The organism is Endozoicomonas sp. 4G, from assembly GCF_023822025.1.
In the GTDB taxonomy this organism is placed as follows: Bacteria; Pseudomonadota; Gammaproteobacteria; order Pseudomonadales; family Endozoicomonadaceae; genus Endozoicomonas_A.
This window is the reverse complement of the sequence record NZ_CP082909.1, coordinates 158,844-175,748: the sequence shown is the minus strand read 5'-3', so window position 1 is coordinate 175,748 and position 16,905 is coordinate 158,844. Positions and strand designations below refer to the sequence as shown.

General features: G+C 45.6%; 14 protein-coding genes. 9 read left to right on the top strand and 5 right to left on the bottom strand.

Annotated features, from left to right (window positions below; all coding sequences use genetic code 11):
- Positions 1-49 precede the first annotated feature (49 nt).
- Complete coding sequence (locus K7B67_RS01035; RefSeq protein WP_252178511.1) at positions 50-1,666, bottom strand: hypothetical protein; 1,617 nt, start codon at positions 1,664-1,666, stop codon at positions 50-52.
- A gap of 940 nt (positions 1,667-2,606) precedes the next feature.
- On the opposite strand from K7B67_RS01035, the gene K7B67_RS01030 reads away from it, so the two are divergent.
- From K7B67_RS01030 to K7B67_RS01005, 6 genes are all read left to right on the top strand, one after another.
- On the top strand, positions 2,607-3,476 hold the full coding sequence (locus K7B67_RS01030; RefSeq protein WP_252178510.1) for a hypothetical protein: 870 nt from the start codon (positions 2,607-2,609) through the stop codon (positions 3,474-3,476).
- Positions 3,412-4,881: a hypothetical protein gene (locus tag K7B67_RS01025; RefSeq protein WP_252178509.1), complete on the top strand. Its 1,470-nt coding sequence runs from the start codon at positions 3,412-3,414 to the stop codon at positions 4,879-4,881. Before K7B67_RS01030 ends, K7B67_RS01025 begins: the two co-directional genes overlap by 65 nt.
- 67 nt (positions 4,882-4,948) lie before the next feature.
- On the top strand, positions 4,949-6,199 hold the full coding sequence (locus tag K7B67_RS01020; RefSeq protein ID WP_252178508.1) for a hypothetical protein: 1,251 nt from the start codon (positions 4,949-4,951) through the stop codon (positions 6,197-6,199).
- A 35-nt stretch (positions 6,200-6,234) separates the two neighbouring features.
- A complete protein-coding gene (locus K7B67_RS01015) occupies positions 6,235-7,491 on the top strand; it encodes a hypothetical protein (RefSeq protein WP_252178507.1) in 1,257 nt (418 codons plus the stop codon).
- Positions 7,492-7,639: 148 nt separating this feature from the next.
- Positions 7,640-8,863, top strand: coding sequence for a hypothetical protein (locus tag K7B67_RS01010; RefSeq protein ID WP_252178506.1), 1,224 nt, complete (start codon positions 7,640-7,642; stop codon positions 8,861-8,863).
- Positions 8,864-8,971: 108 nt separating this feature from the next.
- Positions 8,972-10,342: a hypothetical protein gene (locus K7B67_RS01005; protein ID WP_252178505.1), complete on the top strand. Its 1,371-nt coding sequence runs from the start codon at positions 8,972-8,974 to the stop codon at positions 10,340-10,342.
- A gap of 182 nt (positions 10,343-10,524) precedes the next feature.
- On the opposite strand, the gene K7B67_RS01000 is transcribed toward K7B67_RS01005, so the two are convergent.
- Both K7B67_RS01000 and K7B67_RS00995 read right to left on the bottom strand, forming a co-directional pair.
- A complete protein-coding gene (locus K7B67_RS01000; protein ID WP_252178504.1) occupies positions 10,525-11,526 on the bottom strand; it encodes a hypothetical protein in 1,002 nt (333 codons plus the stop codon).
- A gap of 165 nt (positions 11,527-11,691) precedes the next feature.
- Entirely contained in the window at positions 11,692-12,414 is a 723-nt protein-coding gene (locus tag K7B67_RS00995; RefSeq protein ID WP_252178503.1) for a DUF2470 domain-containing protein, read from the bottom strand.
- Between the two features lie 285 nt (positions 12,415-12,699).
- Between K7B67_RS00995 and K7B67_RS00990 the strand changes: the two genes are divergently transcribed.
- A complete protein-coding gene (locus K7B67_RS00990; protein WP_252178502.1) occupies positions 12,700-13,461 on the top strand; it encodes an SDR family oxidoreductase in 762 nt (253 codons plus the stop codon).
- 41 nt (positions 13,462-13,502) lie between these two features.
- Here K7B67_RS00990 and K7B67_RS00985 read toward each other — a convergent pair whose 3' ends face one another.
- The gene (locus tag K7B67_RS00985) at positions 13,503-14,447 is read right to left on the bottom strand and encodes a DUF481 domain-containing protein (RefSeq protein ID WP_252178501.1); all 945 of its coding nucleotides are present in this window, start codon (positions 14,445-14,447) and stop codon (positions 13,503-13,505) included.
- A gap of 300 nt (positions 14,448-14,747) precedes the next feature.
- Here K7B67_RS00985 and K7B67_RS00980 point away from each other — a divergent pair, with 300 nt between their 5' ends.
- Entirely contained in the window at positions 14,748-15,062 is a 315-nt protein-coding gene (locus K7B67_RS00980) for an MGMT family protein (protein WP_252178500.1), read from the top strand.
- 3 nt (positions 15,063-15,065) lie between these two features.
- On the top strand, positions 15,066-15,260 hold the full coding sequence (locus tag K7B67_RS00975) for a hypothetical protein (protein ID WP_252178499.1): 195 nt from the start codon (positions 15,066-15,068) through the stop codon (positions 15,258-15,260).
- Positions 15,261-15,297: 37 nt separating this feature from the next.
- On the opposite strand, the gene K7B67_RS00970 is transcribed toward K7B67_RS00975, so the two are convergent.
- The gene (locus K7B67_RS00970; protein WP_252178498.1) at positions 15,298-16,890 is read right to left on the bottom strand and encodes an MFS transporter; all 1,593 of its coding nucleotides are present in this window, start codon (positions 16,888-16,890) and stop codon (positions 15,298-15,300) included.
- Positions 16,891-16,905 lie beyond the last annotated feature (15 nt).

The following is a 16,905-nucleotide window of genomic DNA, read 5'->3' as shown; positions in this document are numbered from 1 at the left end:
CCTGAGGCTCCCAGTATGGGAACGAGTTAAAAGCGCCTGTAATTGGACCTCAGTCCCCCTGCTTATCTCCACCTTGTCCATGCTCCTGGGCTTGGTGAGTAGCCAAATCTGAAGAGACGAAGCGCAGGATGCAGCCATTAATACCGCATATTTCAGTCTTTAAACCATGCTTTTTGGCTTTATGGGAAAGCAAGGCTGAAGTGATCGTAAACCGTCGGCGACAGCCATCAATGCCGCATTCTTCAACCCCCACGCTATGCTCGGATGCAGGGTGGGTTTGCCCGGATATTTTCCTTTTTTTAGTAGGTTTAGAGGTCAGATCTTGAGTTGAGGAAGAGGCCTGATCTTGAGTTGAGGAAGAGGCCTGATCTTGAGTTGAGGAAGAGGCCTGATTTTTAGTAGATGAGGAGGCCTCATTTTTGGTAGATGAGGAGGCCTCATTTTTAGTAGATGAGGAGGCCTCATTTTTAGTTAATAAGGCGGTCAGTTCTTGAATTAATGAGTAGGCCTCTTCTTTAGTTGATAAGCTGGTCAGTTCTTGAGTTGATGAGGAGTCCTCATTTTTAGTTGATAAGGTGGTCAGTTCTTGAATTGATGAGGAGGCCTCATTTTTAGTTGATAAGGTGGTCAGTTCTTGAATTGATGAGGAGGTCAGACCTTGAGTAGGTGGGCAGTACGTATCCTGAGTAGGTGGTAGGCAGTACGGATCCTGAGCAAGTTGTGGGCAGTACGAATTCTGAGCAAGTGGTGGGCAGTACGAATTCTGAGTGGGTGGAAAGTACGGATCCTGAGTAGGTTGGAAGTTCAGATCCTGAGTAGGCTGGAAGTACAGATCGTTATTAGGTGGGAAGTACGGATTGTTAGTAGTGCTGTCAGCTTTTCTGGCAACTGTTCGACCTTCAGCAGGGTAACTTACTAAATTAGGGTTCGGTTCCTGGGTACTTGCTTGCGGATAGATATCTGTTGTGCAAAGGAAAGAATTATCCGAGATTGAATTGCACTCGGTGTTTATGAAAGTAGCCAACATTTCATCAAGCGAGTCAAGGCACTCGTTGCAAGCACAATCCATAGAATGGGTTTTAATAGGATTTGGAGCAAAGATACAGTTTCCTTGTTGGGTACAACACGGATGTTCATAGCAATTTACGCCATAGGTATGTCCAGAGTGAGTGGGCCAGCCCGAACGGTCGTCATCATCATCATTGTTGAAGAGTGAAAAACAAGAACTGCCTACTGTGCCTGAAGGCGTATGAAGTGGCTGAGAGTAATCCCATAACGTTGCCCAGGAATAGTTACTGCCGCCGGTATTGTCCATCAAAGTGATAATCTGAGGTTCGTGCTGTTGATTAAACGACTGCTCATCCAGTTGCTTGAACATGGCTGCTCCCGGGTTCCAGTAACTTCCTGACAACCAGCCCACGATAACGGTTACCACCACCGGCCCCCAGACAAAAGACTGGCGAGGCAGCGAATCTCCCTGAAGAGACAGGAGCAGTCTGTAGCCGACAACGTTATTGTTGGCGTAGAGCAACTGCCACGACACCGATTTGAACACCGTTGTCAGTCTTTCCCACAACCCTCCAGGCCTAAAGGGCTTGTCATCGGGTGGCGCGTCTGACCCTGGATATCCCTTTGTGCCGGCCATTTGTGATGGCTCGCTTTGCATCGGTCCCCGGCCCATCATTCGCATTGCAGATGCAGATGCAGATGCAGATGCAGATGCAGATGATGTGTCTGGCTCAGTCTTTACAGAAAAATTCTGTCTTGTCGAAGCTGTATTCTGGTCAACCTCAACGATAAAACTGTGAGTCTGCGACTCCGCCAGACAGGCGAAAGACACGAAAACCAATAAGTGGAAGATTAGATATTTAATGGTTCTATCCTTTCGTTTCTCTACAAATCAGAACCGGTAAAGATAGACAAAGAGAAACGTGTGCGCTTCCTAATTATTGGAAGGTTCTCGCTCTGTCAATCTTGCAGTGAAGGACATGGGCCAGGAACCCTAAGCTGACAAAGAGATACCTTAAGGAACTAAGGTTCTGCTTATTTAACCGATTGACCCACTATTTTGTGGCTTTCAAGCTTTAGCAACAAAAAATTCCAACGGAAGGATTAATTATAACTATTCTAGTGAGGTTGTTTTAACTAATGCAGGTAAGGCTATGCCTCTACAATGTGCCTTTAAGGCGCTTTTGCTTTCAGTATTTTTGTGGTTTTGTCAGCAGGGGCTGGCAAACGACACCTATGACCTTGAAGAATTTCGTGAGCATTATAAAAAAAACGATAAGCCACCCCTAAAAAAACCACAAAAGAGAGCACGCTCTTCCACCACGAGTCCATTTGAAAACATTCGTATTGGCTTTTTCGGACTGAATTTGACAGATGATGATGTATCTGGAGATGAACGACTGGAGACCTATAATGATTTCGTGGTTCATGAGCAAGGCTTTTTGAACCTGTTAAACTTTTACTCTTATTACGTCAACATAGGGGGTCCCCAGGATCGGCACGGGCGTATTCAGAACGCACTGAACCTGATATTGCGTATATTCACTGTCAATATGACCACGGAAACCAGTCCGGAAAATAAACAGAAAATACATGCCATGGCAAAAAGACTCTTTGAACAATTGTTTTTGTCTGCAACCATCAATGGTGAGAGTAACCCCTATTACCATTATTTCAATTCAGGTTTGTCAGAAAACCCGTCTGACTCTACCCATATCAATCACGGCTTAGTCATGATGTTTTTCGCTTTTCTTGGCCCTCATTTATTTACCGGTTACGATGACTATTTTGATCACGCTTCTGTGCTGATTAGACGCTTTACCCATCAACACTACCATCAGGCGCTGTCTGATTCACGGCTGTCTGACAATATCGGAGAATATAACACTCCAGAACACTTTGCCAATCAACTCATAGCAGCAGGTCTGGACGCTGAAACAGCTCTTTTAATCACTCTGTGTGCACTGGCACATGCTTCTTATTTTTGCATGAATATAAATGATGTGTCCTGGCAAGAAACTCTGGAAGAACTGTTAAAAAGATTCGTACCTTCTCACTTTATACTCGTCGCCTATAACAATATGAACATCCTGTGCACTGGCTCTTCAGGTACTGTGCCTGATAGCATATTTTACAGCATGAACGAGTTTACAGAAAACCTTATGGGTATTGAAATCCAGAATTCGCTCTCTCGAAAAAAACCAAAAGCCGCCAATTTAACGGACGCTTCTACTCAGTATTCCGATTCTGACTGGCGTTCAAAGTTTGAAGATCACAACGAAGAAATAGAGCAGGAAGCAGGAGCGGTTGGAGGGGCGACAGAAGAGAGTCATGAATGTAAGGTTTGTTCAGGATCACCGCCATATAAAGCCATTATAGAAAACGTTAGAAGCCTCGATATTTGTGAAAACTGTTGTAGAAAAATGGGTATTTGTGAAACCTGTATTGAGCGCGCTTTCAAAGAGTAGGATTGAGCTGCTATTTTTTGGCTTTCAAACTTTAGCGGCTAAAAATTCCAACGGAAGGATTATTCATAACTATTCTAGTGAAGTTATTTTAACGAATGCAGGTAAGGCTATGACCCCACAATGTGCCTTTAAGGCGCTTTTGTTTTCAGTATTTTTGTTGTTTTGTCAGCAGGGGCTGGCAAACGACGCCTATGACCTTGAAGAATTTCGTGAGCATTATAAAAAAAACGATAAGCCACCCCCAAAAAAACGACAAAAGAAAACACACACTTCCACCTTGAGCCCATTTGAAAATATTCGTATTGGCTTTTTCAGACTGAACTTAACCGATGATGATGTATCTGGAGATGACCGGCTGGAAACCTATGATGATTTCGTGCTTCATGAGCAAGGCTTTTTGAACTTGTTAAACTTTTACTCTTATTACGTGAACATAGGAGACGCTCAGCATCGGCACGGGCGCATTCAGAACGCACTGAAACTGATATTGCGTATATTCACTGTCAATATGACCACGGAAACGACTCCGGAAAACAAACAGAAAATGTTTGCCATGGGAAAAAGCCTCTTTGAACAATTGTTTTTTTCTGCAACCATCAATGGTGAGAGTAATCCCTATTACAATTATTTCAATCCAGATTTGTCAGAACTCCCCTCTGGCTCTACCCATATTAATCACGGTTTAGTCATGATGTTTTTCGCTTTTCTTGGCCCTTACTCTATTTTCGACAACTTTCATCATGATTACTCTTCTGTGCTGCTTAATCGCTTTACCCGTAAACGCTACCGTCAGGCACTGTCTGATTCACGGCTGTCTGGCAATATCAGCGAATATAAAACGCCCAAAAAATTCGCCAATCAGCTTAGAGCAGCAGGTCTGGACACTGAAACAGCTCTTTTAATCGGTCTGTCCGCAATGGCAAGAGCTTCTCATTGTCACATATGTACAAATTCGAAGTGGCCAGAAACTCTGGAAGAGCTGTTAGAAAGATTCGTGCCTTATGATCTTCTGCGCACCGGCTATGACAATATGAACAACTTGTGCAATAACGGCTCAGGCCCTTTGCCTTATATCATGTATAGCTACGACGGGATGCAAGAGTTTACGTTCAATATTGTGGGTATTGACCCCGAAAACCCTGAATTATTATCCCTTCGAGAACAATCAGAAGTCTCCGGCAACCTATCGAACCCTTCTCCCCAGGAATCCGGTTCTGACTGGATTTTAGAGCTTGGAGACTCCGACGAGGAAATAGAACAGGAAGCAGGAGCGGTTGGAGGAGCGACGGGAGAAAGTCATGAATGTACGATTTGTTTAGGATCACTGGACCATAAAGTCATATTAGACAACTGCAGACGCCTGGGTATTTGCGAGGTCTGCATTGAGAAGCTTTTAAAAGAGTAGAAAGTTTTACTGACCCAAAATCCCCAAGAAGGCTTGATAATAAACTTTAATTAATAAAGGTAGTTTTATGAACCTACAACATGTCCTTAAGATGTTTTTGTTTTCAGCGTCCCTGTTGTTTTCTCTACAGGGGCTTGCAATCGATACCTATAACCTCGAAGAATTTCGACAACATTATAAGAAAAGCCCGGAGCCTTCCTCAGAAAAACCACAAAATAACACGAGCGCTTCTATCACAAGTCCATTTAATAATATTCGCATTGGTTTTTTTGGACTGAATTTAACCGATGATGATGTATCTGGGGATGATCGACTGGAAATCCATGATAATTTCGTGATTGACCCACAAAATATTGAGTATCTGTCAGACTTTTACTGGCATTACGTGAACACAGGAGACCCTCAATACCAACAGGCGCGCATTCTTAAAGTATTCAGGTTGATATTCCGTATATTCACGATCAATATGACCACAAACACCAGCCTGGAAATTCAACAGCAAATAACAGCGATGGTAAAAAGTCTCTATGAACAGGTTTTTTTATCTGAAACAACTAGCAATAACGAAAGTAATCCCTATTACGCTATTATGGGTTCAGACCAGGAAAGGGATCAGTCTTATTATCACAACATTAATAATAGTTTTGCCCTGATGCTTTTTGCTTTTCTTGGGCCTTATGTTCATACCTTAGATAGCTTTCCGCATTATTGCGATCAGCTGACCAGAAGAATTTCCCTAAGCAGCTACCATCAGGCACTGTCTAACGGCCTGATGTCTGGCAATATGGAAGATTACGAATCTCCGCAACGTTTTGCAAACCAACTCACAGCAGCCAACCTGAACACTGAAACAGCACTTTTACTCGGTTTAAGCTCAATGGCAACCGCTGCTCAACAGTATCTGGATTTAGGGCAGAGCTGGCCAGAGACACTGGAAGAACTGTTACAAAGGTTCTCTCCCATTGTGGTTCTTCAAGACAGTTACCAAAACATGGAGAAACTGTTCCATAGACCTTCTTGTTCTGTATCTAGCGATATCTATAGTCGCCAGAGCACGCAAGAGTTTATATACCATATTCTGGGTATTTACCCCGGATCTTCACCTGAGAGCCACTCTTCCCAAAGCTATGAACCTGTTCAGGATAACCATGTTTTCCGGGAGTTTTCTTCTGATGAATCTTCAGACGATGAAGGTGCTGACAACGGAGGTGCCAACGGAGGTGCCAACAATGAAACAGCACAGGAAGCAGGAGCAGTTGGAGGCGTCTTCAGCAGAGTTCTGAGTCTGGTAATGTATTTTTCGTTCAAGAACCAGTAAAACGGATAGTTGTTTTAACAAATGCAGGTAAGGCTATGACCCTACAATATGCCTTTAAGGGGCTTTTAGTTTCAGTGTTTTTTTTGTTGTGTCAGCAGGCGCTGGCAAATGACACCTATGACCTTGAGGAGTTTCGTCAGCATTATAAAAAAAACGAGGAGCCACCCTCAAAAAAACGAAAAAATAGCGCACAGGCTTCCATCTCGAGCCCATTTAATAATATTCGTATTGGTTTTTTTGGACTGAATTTAACCGATGATGATGTATCTGGAGACGATCGACTGGAAACCCATGATAATTTCGTGATTGACCCACAAAACATTGAGTATCTGACAGACTTTTACTGGCATTACGTGAACACAGGAGATCCTCAATACCAACGAGCGCGCACTCTGCAAGTATTGAGACTGATATTCCGTATTTACACGATCAATATGACCACAAGCACCAGTCCGGAAAATCAAGAGAAAATAAAAGCAATGGTAACAGGCCTCTATGAACAGGCGTTTTTATCTGAAAATAACCAAAGTAATCCCTATTACGTTATAATCGATCCAGACCAAGAAGAAAATCAGACTGATTTTAGCAATACTAATAAGAGTTTAGTCCTGATGCTTTTTGCTTTTCTTGGCCCTTATGCTTTTCCCTTCAATAGTTTTCCGTATTATTCCGATCTGCTGATCAACAGGGTTACCTTAAGCAGCTACCATCAGGCACTGCCTAACCTCCTGATGTCTGGCGATATGGACAATTTCGAATCTCCGCAACACTTTGCAAACCAACTCACAGCAGCCAACCTGAACACTGAAACAGCTCTTTTACTCGTTTTAAGCTCAATGGCAAATGCTACTCAACATTGCATGGATTTTAATCAGAGCTGGCCAGAAACACTGGAAGAACTGTTGCAAAATTTCCTTCCCCCTAACGTTCTTATAACCATTTACGAAAAGATGTGCATACTGTGCCACAGACCTTTACGCCCCCTACCTAAAGCTACCCATAATAATCAGTGCAAGCTAGAGTTTATAAACCATATTCTGGGTACTAACCTCAGACCCCCAACTAAATTAGTTGAGAAAGGCGATTCATCTTCAGAAGCCGCCAGTGATCAATCGTGCCACTCTTCCCAGGATGGTGAATCTTTTCAAGATAACTATTTTCCCCAGGATTTTTCTTCTGACGACTCTTCAGACAATCAAGGTGCCGCCAATGAAACTACACAGGAAGCAGGCGCTGTTGGAGGCGTCATCAGCAGAGACTTGGGAATGTATTTTTCGCACAAGGATCAGTAAAACAGATTGACCCGCTATTTTGTGGCTTTCAATCTTTAGTGACTAAAAATTCCAACGGAAGGATTAATTGTGACTATTCTGGTACACGGTTTAAATGTAATTGAAACCGTGTACTAGTGAAGTTGTTTTAACGAATACAGGTAAGGCTATGACCCTAGAGTGCGTCTTTAAAGGGCTTTTATTTTCAGTGTTTTTTTTGTTGTGTCAGCAGGCGCTGGCAAACGACACCTTTGACCTTGAGGAATTTCGAGCACAGGCTTCTACCTCAAGCCCATTTAAAAATATTCGTATTGGTTTTTTTGGACTGAACTTAACCGATGACGGTGTATCTGGAGATGATCGACTGGAAATCCATAATGACTTCGTGATTGATCCACAAAACATTGAGTATCTGTCAGGCTTTTACTGGCATTACGTGAACACGGGAGATCCTCAATACCAACAGGCACGCATTCTGAAAGCATTGAGACTGATATTCCTTATTTTCACAATCAATATGACCATAAATACCAGTCCGAAAAATCAAGAGCAAATAAAAGCAATGGTAACCAGTCTCTATGAACAGGTGTTTTCATCTGCAACAACCAGCAATAACGAAAGTAATCCCTATTACGTTATTTTCAACCAGAGCCCAGAAAAACATCAGCCTGAGCATAGCAATCTTTATAATAGTTTAACCCTGATGCTTTTTTCTTTTCTTGGGCCTTATGCTCTGCCCATGAATACCTTTTCAAATTACTTCAATAATATTCTGATCCATAGAATTACCCTAAACAGCTACCGTCGGGCAAAATCTAATTTCCTGATGTCTGGCCATATAAACAATTACCTATCCCCGCAACGCTTTGCAAACCAACTCACAACAGCCAACCTGAACACTGAAACAGCTCTTATACTCGGTTTAAGCTCAATGACAAGAGCTGCTCAAGAGTGCATGGATATTGATTTTGATCAGAGCTGGCCAGAGACACTGGAAGAACTGTTGCAAAGATTCCTTCCCTGTTACGTTCTTCAAGCCAGTTACGAACATATGAACAACCTGTGTCAAAGACCTTATCGTTCTGCACATGACGCTATCTATAGTGATGAGGCCACGCTGGAGTTTATATACCAAATTCTGGGTCTTGACCTCAGACCCTCATCTGGATTAGCTGAGGAAGGCGATTCATGTTCAGAAGACCCCGATGATCAATCGAGCCTCTCTTCCCAGGATTATGAATTGCTTCAAGACAACTATTTTCCCGAGGGGTTTTCTCCCGACTACTCTTCAGACAACGAAGGTACCGCCAATGAAACAGAACAGGAAGCAGGAGCTGTTGGAGGCGTCATCATCAGAGACCTGAGAATATATTTTTCGTACAAGGATCAGTAAGACAAATTGACCCACTATTTTGTGGCTTTCATACTTTAGTGACTAAAAATTCTAACGGAAGGATTAATTATATCTTCTGAGCTTGTTTTAACGAATGCAGGTAAGTCTATGACCCTACAATGTGCCTTTAGGGTGATTTTGTTTTCAGTGCTTTTTTTGTTTTTTCAGCAGGGGCTGGCAAACGACACCTATGATCTTGAAAAATTTCGTCAGTATTATGAAAACAACGGGGAGACACCCAAAAAAAAACGACAAAAGAGAGCACACGACTCCACCTCGAGCCCATTTAAAAATATTCGTATTGGTTTTTTTGGACTGAACTTAACCGATGATGGTGTATCTGGAGATGATCGACTGGAAACCCATGAGGATTTCGTGCTTGACCAACAAAACATTGAGTACCTGTCAGACTTTTACTCGCATTACGTGAACACAGGAGATCCTCAATACCAACGGAAGCGGATTCGGACAGTATTGAGACTGATATTCCGTGTTTTCACGATCAATATGACCACAAACACCAGCCCGGAAAATCAAGAACAAATAAAAGCAATAGTAACCAGTCTCTATGAACAGGTGTTTTCATCTGTAACAACCAGAAATAACGAAAGTAATCCCTATTACCATATTTTCAATCCGGCCCCAGAAAAACATCAGCCTGAGCATAGCGATGTTTATAATAGTTTAACCCTGATGCTTTTTGCTTTTCTTGGCCCTTATGCTCTGCCCAATAATACCTTTTCGCATTATTCACATCTGCTGGTCAATGGAATTACCTTAAGCAGCTACCGTCAGGCACTGCCTAACTTCATGATGTTTGGCAATACAGACAATTACAACTATCCGCGACGCTTTGCAAACCAACTCATAGCAGCCAACCTGAACACTGAAACAGCTCTTTTAATCAGTTTGTTCGCAATGGCAGATGCTGCCCAACATTGCATGGATTCTGATCAGAGCTGGCCAGAGACACTGGAAGAACTGTTGCAAAGATTCTTTCCCTGTTACGTTCTTCCAGCTGGTTACCAAAATATAATCAAACTGTGCCGCAAACCTGTTCGTTCTGTACCTGAGGCTATCTATAGTTGTTCGGGCACGCTGAAGTTTATACACCAAATTCTGGGTATTGACCTCAGCCCCCCATCCGAATCAGGTGAAGAAGGCGATTCATCTTCAGAAGACTCCGATGATCTATCGTGGGATTCTTCCCAGGATAATGAACCTCTTCAGGATAACTATTTTCCCCAGGAGTTTTCTTCTGAAAACTCTTCAGACGATGAAGATGCCGACGATAAAAATTCCGACGATAAAAATTCCGACAATGAAAGCACCGACAATGAAGATGCCGACGATGAAGGCACCGACAATGAAGGTGCCGCCATTGAAGGTGCCGCCAATGAAACAACACAGGAAGCAGGAGCTGTTGGAGGAATCATCAGCAGAGACTTGGGAATGTATTTTTCTTACAAGGATCAGTGAAAAATAAGGATCACTCGTTTTCCGAGGCTGTCGCAAAACTCTGGTTATCTCGCGCTGTGGAGTCGACTTTTCAGGGGAGGTATGCATTCCCACGCAGAGCGTGGGAACGAGTGGTTGGAGTTTTGTGACACCCTCTTTCCCCGGGTGGAGGCCCGGGGCGAGCCCTTAGAATGGGTGACATTTTAAGGATTCCTTGCTGGATCGTCGGGATTCCCTGGGTTATTCCTGGCTTCTTCCAACTGTCTCAGCTCTGTAGGCTTGCCATTCATGGTAACCACGGGGTTATTGGAACGGTTCAAACCTTCAAAGGCCTCCAGTCTCACGGGTTTATGGCGTATTTCCTTCCAACGCGTTTCCCAGTCGTTATCCTCATCTCTCTCACCTTCTTCTTTGACGTTGTCACCCAGTTTATCGGCTATCTCTTTGATACTGTTTTTAAGCACTCCCAATTTATTAAAATCATCATCCGGATTGTAATTTGCAAAGTTTTCCGCCTTGTGCTCTGCCAGCACCTTTTTAGCGGTCTCCCAAAGTTCCTGAAAATCAGGTCGATCCATAAGCTGGTCGTTCCATGGAATCAGGGTGACAGGCTCCTTACCCGGAAAGGCAATCTTCACTTTGAGATCTTTGGGAGCATTCCTCGGATTATTCAGAGCGCCCTCGGCTCTTTCTAATAAAGAAAATTGCTCAAAGCGATCAGATATCGGGGCTGCTTCATCCAGTTTCTCCTTTTGTCGGGCCTCCAGTTGATCCTTAGACATCGTTTCAAGCTCTCGAGCTTCTCTGATGGCTTTCTCTTCTGGAGTCTCTGGAGGAACCTCTGGTGGAACCTCTGGTGGAACCTCTGGTGGATTCTCTGGTGGATTCTCTGGTGGATTCTCTGGTGGATTCTCTGGTGGAACCTCTGGTGGAACCTCTGGTGGAACCTCTGCTGGATCGTCCGCCGGCCTCTCGCTGATGGGCCTCAGTCCCGGCGTATTTGAAGGGTCTACAGGATCGATCCTTCTCTCGCTTATAGGCGTTTCAGGGGGCCTGCCTGGCTCCAGCTCAACAAGCTGTGAACCCGGATTAACAGGACCATCAATCCTGCGAGTGGGTGTACTTCCCTGTGAAGATTCTGGGGCATTACTATCCGTTTGTCCGGTGGGTATATGAATACTGCCACCCCTCCCTGTAACTTCCATGCCACCGCTCATAAGCTGCTCCAATGCTGTTAATTGCCATGACGTGAGTCATCGGCATAGTTCATCCTGAGTTGAGTTCTAGACTCGCGATGGTTTTTTTGACCTCAACTCAACAATTAAGTTCATTGCAGCTTTTTTCGGTGGGTTGTGGGTGTCCTTAGAAATTCAGGCCACTTTAGCCATCTCAACCAGAGTCCTGCGTACCGCCATGGGTTCATCTACTTCTGTTGGGAAAGGAATGCGAACCACTTTGTCCTTCAGTAACAGGTGCATACCCGTGGCATCAATACCGGCCATCTTTGGCTCAACACCTTGCGGAAGGTGGATACCAGCCACCTTGCAGTATTTCACCATAGCGTCGACATGGTCTTCATTCATATGCTTGACCATTCCGCTTTCTACCGTGCCAAAAAATGGGTTTTCACGGGTCATCAGCTCATTCTTCACCCAGAAAATCTTACCGAAACCCCCGATAAAACGTGCACGCTTGAGGTGAATACGATAGAAGTCAAAACCATGGGTTTTGTGATAGTTGGCAGAAGGAGGAAAGAAAGAATAGTAGCGCTGCTCCACTTCCTGCAGCTCGTCACTGTCTGCTGCAATCTTTTCAGCATCACCGATCCAGGTCAGACGACCCGCTTTGTGTATATCATCAACACCGCTCTGGGTAATGATCAGTGAAACCTTCGGGTTGGCTTCAATGTTTTTGGTGTGCTGGGCGAGATCACTGATCAGGATGATCGGGTTGCCCTGCCTGTCCAGACAGTAGGGCATAACAGAACCAAATGGGTACCCAGGCACATCATCCGAGTGAGTTGACAAAATACCGTGGTACTCATTCAAAAGTAAATTACGTGCGTCGTGTGCGGCTTGAACCTTGGGTTCCATTGGTTTCCCTCTGTAATGACCCACCGTAAAACATACCACTTATTCAGGTAGGTAGAGTACGGTTCCTCAGCCTTTTACTATGGCTGATGATTATGATACCTGTTCAGGCGTTTTTGGCGATTATATATTAATGAGATTGATTATCAATAAGATTATCATAAACATATAACCGCTGTCGTTTAATGAAACCAGACGTCAGTGTCAGCCAATGTGACAAAGTCAATAGAGAATTTTCTGTGTTCCGTTACAATCATCATGTGATTTTAAACTCAGAAGAAAAAAAGTATGAATCTCCAACAAAGCAATATCCTGATTACCGGCGCTGCCCGTGGCCTGGGTAAGGCCATGGTACTGCATCTGGCGAAAAAAGGTGCCAGCCTTGGACTGATTGACCTGGAAGGCGAAGCCCTGGACCAGGTAGTGAAAGAATGCACTGAGCAGGGAGCAGAAGCCATTGCTCTGCCTACGGATGTCGCCAATGAAGAGGCTGTGGAAAACACCGTAAAAATAGCCAGAGAAAAACTGGGCCCACTCAATGGCCTTATCAACAATGCCGGCATCCTGCGTGACGGCCTGCTGGTCAAGGCTAAAGAAGGTCAGGTCACTGATAAGCTATCACTGGCAAAATGGCAGTCAGTCATTGACGTTAATCTTACCGGTGTCTTTCTCTGTGGTCGCGAAGTGGCTGCCAGTATGATTGCCTCAGGCAGCAAGGGGCTGATTTTAAACATCGCCAGTATTTCCCGCTCAGGCAACTTCGGACAAACCAACTACTCTGCCGCAAAAGCCGGTGTCGTGGCGATGACCGTATCCTGGTCCAAAGAGCTGGCCCGTTTTGGCATCAGGAGTGCCGCCATTGCTCCGGGTATGATTGAGACCGAAATGACACTCAGCATGAAACCCGAAGCCCGCGCCAAAATGAACGCGGGTATTCCAGCCGGACGTATGGGTAAGCCGGAAGAGATTGCCAAAACCGTCGCCTTTATTTTTGAAAACGACTACTTCAATGGCCGGGTACTGGAACTGGATGGTGGTCTTCGTCTCTGATGTATCGTGCCCGGAAGGTATTACCCTCCGGGCCGTTCTCACTACCAGGAATAACCAATACCAAACTTGATCTGGCTTGAGGTTTTATCAGCACCCTCTACCGGTATACTGTCGTAGTCCAGATAATGCATCAGGTTTAAATAAAGGTTTTCAGACAACCCTACTTTCAGGCCATGCTCGCCATCAAACAACCACTCCCGACCCGAGCTCAGACGATAGAACAGCTTGCTGTTAAAGTAATACTCAAGATTATCAATGAGCTTCTTCCGATACAGCAGTCCCGTCGTTACCGCCAGGTTTTTCTGATTATCTTCGAGCCGGTAATTTTCCCAGAGATGGGTCAGACCGGCGGTGGTAATCCAGGTTTCGTTGATCGTTTCCCTGAAGCGGTAACCTGCCGACCCGCCAAGCGTCAGCCTTGATTTCAGATCTTCTGTAGAGTCATATTCCTGATCCAGGGAACCCTGAACAAACCAGTGCTCAGTGAAATAGCGACTGTACGCATACCCCAGCTCCCACTCTTTGGTTATGGATTCTGAGTCTTTTTCTTTCTCTATCTCAATGTCCCATTTAAAGCTGTTTTTGTTCCATTCGTCATTGATATTCAGGTCGCCATCGAGTGTGAAGATGGTTTCGTTGTCCACGCCCTGGTCGCTGTCCAGCCCAAAGTTGAGCTTGCCGGTAATATCCCAGGCAGAAGCCAGCACGGGTTGTTCAAGGAGAATTTCTGCCACTGGCCAGGCGGCCGAGAAGCTCCGCTCATAACCATCGGGATCAACCACCACCAGTTGATCGCCGTTGCTCTTTAACCGCCGCTGCTGAGACTCCTTCTCGCCAATCAAACCAACCCACATCGGCTGGTCCGTCTCAAGAGAACGAACGTGACGCCAGTTTACGGTGATGTCACCCGCATACCGGGTAGAAAGGACTAACTTTCCCGCTTCGAGACTTTTAATTTTGCCACTGATCACATCTCCGTTTTCCATCCATATTTTATCCCCATGGGCCATCATTGCCATGCCCCAGAGAAATAGTACCCAGACTGTACGCAATCTGAAAAAACGGCCAATGCTCCTGAAACACTGGAGCCCCATGCACACCCCTCGATCAACCGATGTATTATTGCCTTATAAGGGGGACAAGGGTTCCAAAATAATGAAAGCTTAACAAGAGGGAAAGCCGCTATAGGCAACTATTTTGTCTCTATCAGGTCGAACGTAAATTAGGATATGCTTGGCGGATTCTTTTTATCCCCTGATGACTGTTTATCAGTCTGGAGACCTGGCTTGCAAGCACCGTTCAGTCCATCCGATATCTGGTTCATCCTGGCCAAAATACCTGAAGGCAGTGTGGTCACTTATGGACAACTGGCCGACATGGCCGGTGCACCAGGCTATGCCCGGGTAGTCGGTAATATTCTTAAACAACTGCCTTCAGGCAGCGGACTGCCCTGGCACAGAGTGATCAACAGCAAAGGACACATTTCGTTTCCAGAGGCCAGCAGCAAGTATCAGCAACAGCAATCCTTACTTGAATCAGAAGGTATTACTTTGCTCAATGGCAAGGTCAATCTGAGTCTGTATCAATGGAGTGGAGACTAACCCTTGGACGATATAAACCAGCATTCCGAAGACATGATTCTGGCCGTTGAAATTATTCGCCAGTTGGAAAATCTTAACTATCAACCTGAAACCATCCTTCAGGCAATGATTTATATTTGCAGGGATTCCCTCGGCAAGCTCTCTGAACGGGAAAGGCAGCAATGGCAGGAAAGACTGATCGCTGAATTGACACAATAACGTTGGCGGGCTTTTGCCCGCCTTTGTGATCAGGATGTCAATCGGGAGCAGCGTCTTCGGACAGCGACTCCGCATCCTTCTCCTCTAGCTGACCCATAAGCCTCTGCACATAACTGATTAATAACAGGACTGGCAATCCAAGAATAGCGGAGCCTGCAAAAAAGACAGCGTAGTTCACCGCATCCACCACCGTTCCGGAGTATCCCGCCATCAGCTTGGGCACCAGTGTCATCAAAGAACTGAAGACCGCATACTGCATCGCTGTAAATGCCCGGTTCGTCAGACCAGAGAGGAAAGCAACAAAGGCCGCAGAAGCAATACCTGCACTCAGATTATCGGCGGCAATGACCACCGCCAGCATCCAGGTTTCAGGCTCCATTTGAGCCAGCAGGGAAAACAAAAAATTACTGACCGCTGCCAATAAGCCACCGAGCCAGAGGATTTTCATCACCCCGTAGCGAAGGGCTAACAAGCCACCCAGGAAACCACCCGCAATGGTCATCAGCAGACCAAAGGTTTTGGTGACAGCTGCTATCTGTTCCTTGCTATAGCCCATGTCCTTGTAAAACACATTGGACACTGCGCCCATGACAATATCGGCAATCCGATAGGTGCCCACCAGCAGCAAAATATAAATCGCCAGTTTTCCGTAACGAGCAAAGAAGTCCGTAAAAGGCGCTACATAGGTTTCCCTGACCATCCCTCTGGGCGCTACGTTCATGCTGATCATCAACCAGGCAGCCCCGCCACCCAGGGCGGCACTGAACAGCAGTCGAAGGGATTCAGAAAAGAATCCTGCAACATGGGCAGAAACGCCCCCATCAATCATCGACGTTTTCAGCTGTAAAGAGAGCTCAGGGGTTAAGGTAAAGCCTGCCACAAAAGCCCCGGCAGCCATCACAAACAACCCCAGAAAACGAACGTAGTCAAGGGTACGGTATTGCCCGGAGAAGACAGACTGATTTTGCTCAGGCTCTGGCACCAGTAATGTCGTCGCGACCCCCACCAGCATAAACGCCGCCATACAGCGATAGACAGAAGCCCAGGCCTCATAGTTATAAACGGTTTCATCGCCACCTGAAAACCAGCTGGCCAATGCCAGGCTGCCTGCCCCGGCCACCAACATGCCGACTCGGTAGCCGGCGATGTAAGCAGAAGACATCATGGCCTGGAGATCACTCTCCGCGGCTTCTATCCGGTAGGCATCAATAACAATATCCTGGGTAGCGGATGAGAATCCCAGCATCACTGCCCCCACTGCCACCCAGGTCAATCCATAGACTGGATCATGGCTTGCCATAAACAAAAGAGCAGCGATCACGGCAAACTGAGCCAGTAACAGCCAGGCCCTGCGACGCCCGAGACTGTTCGTTAACCATGGCAGGGGAACCCTGTCTACCAAGGGCGCCCAGACAAACTTGAAGGAATAACCCAGTGCCGCCCAGCTGAAGAAGGTCACCATGCTGCGCTCAACACCGGCTTCCCGCAGCCAGATAGAGAGGCTGCTGAAGATCAGCAATATGGGAAGCCCCGCTGAAAAACCAAGAAACAGAACACTGATGACTCGTGGGTGCCTGAAACTCTTCCATGCCTCTCCCCAGGAATGGGGAGAGGAGTTCATTAGTTGCATTCTGCTTCTCCGGGT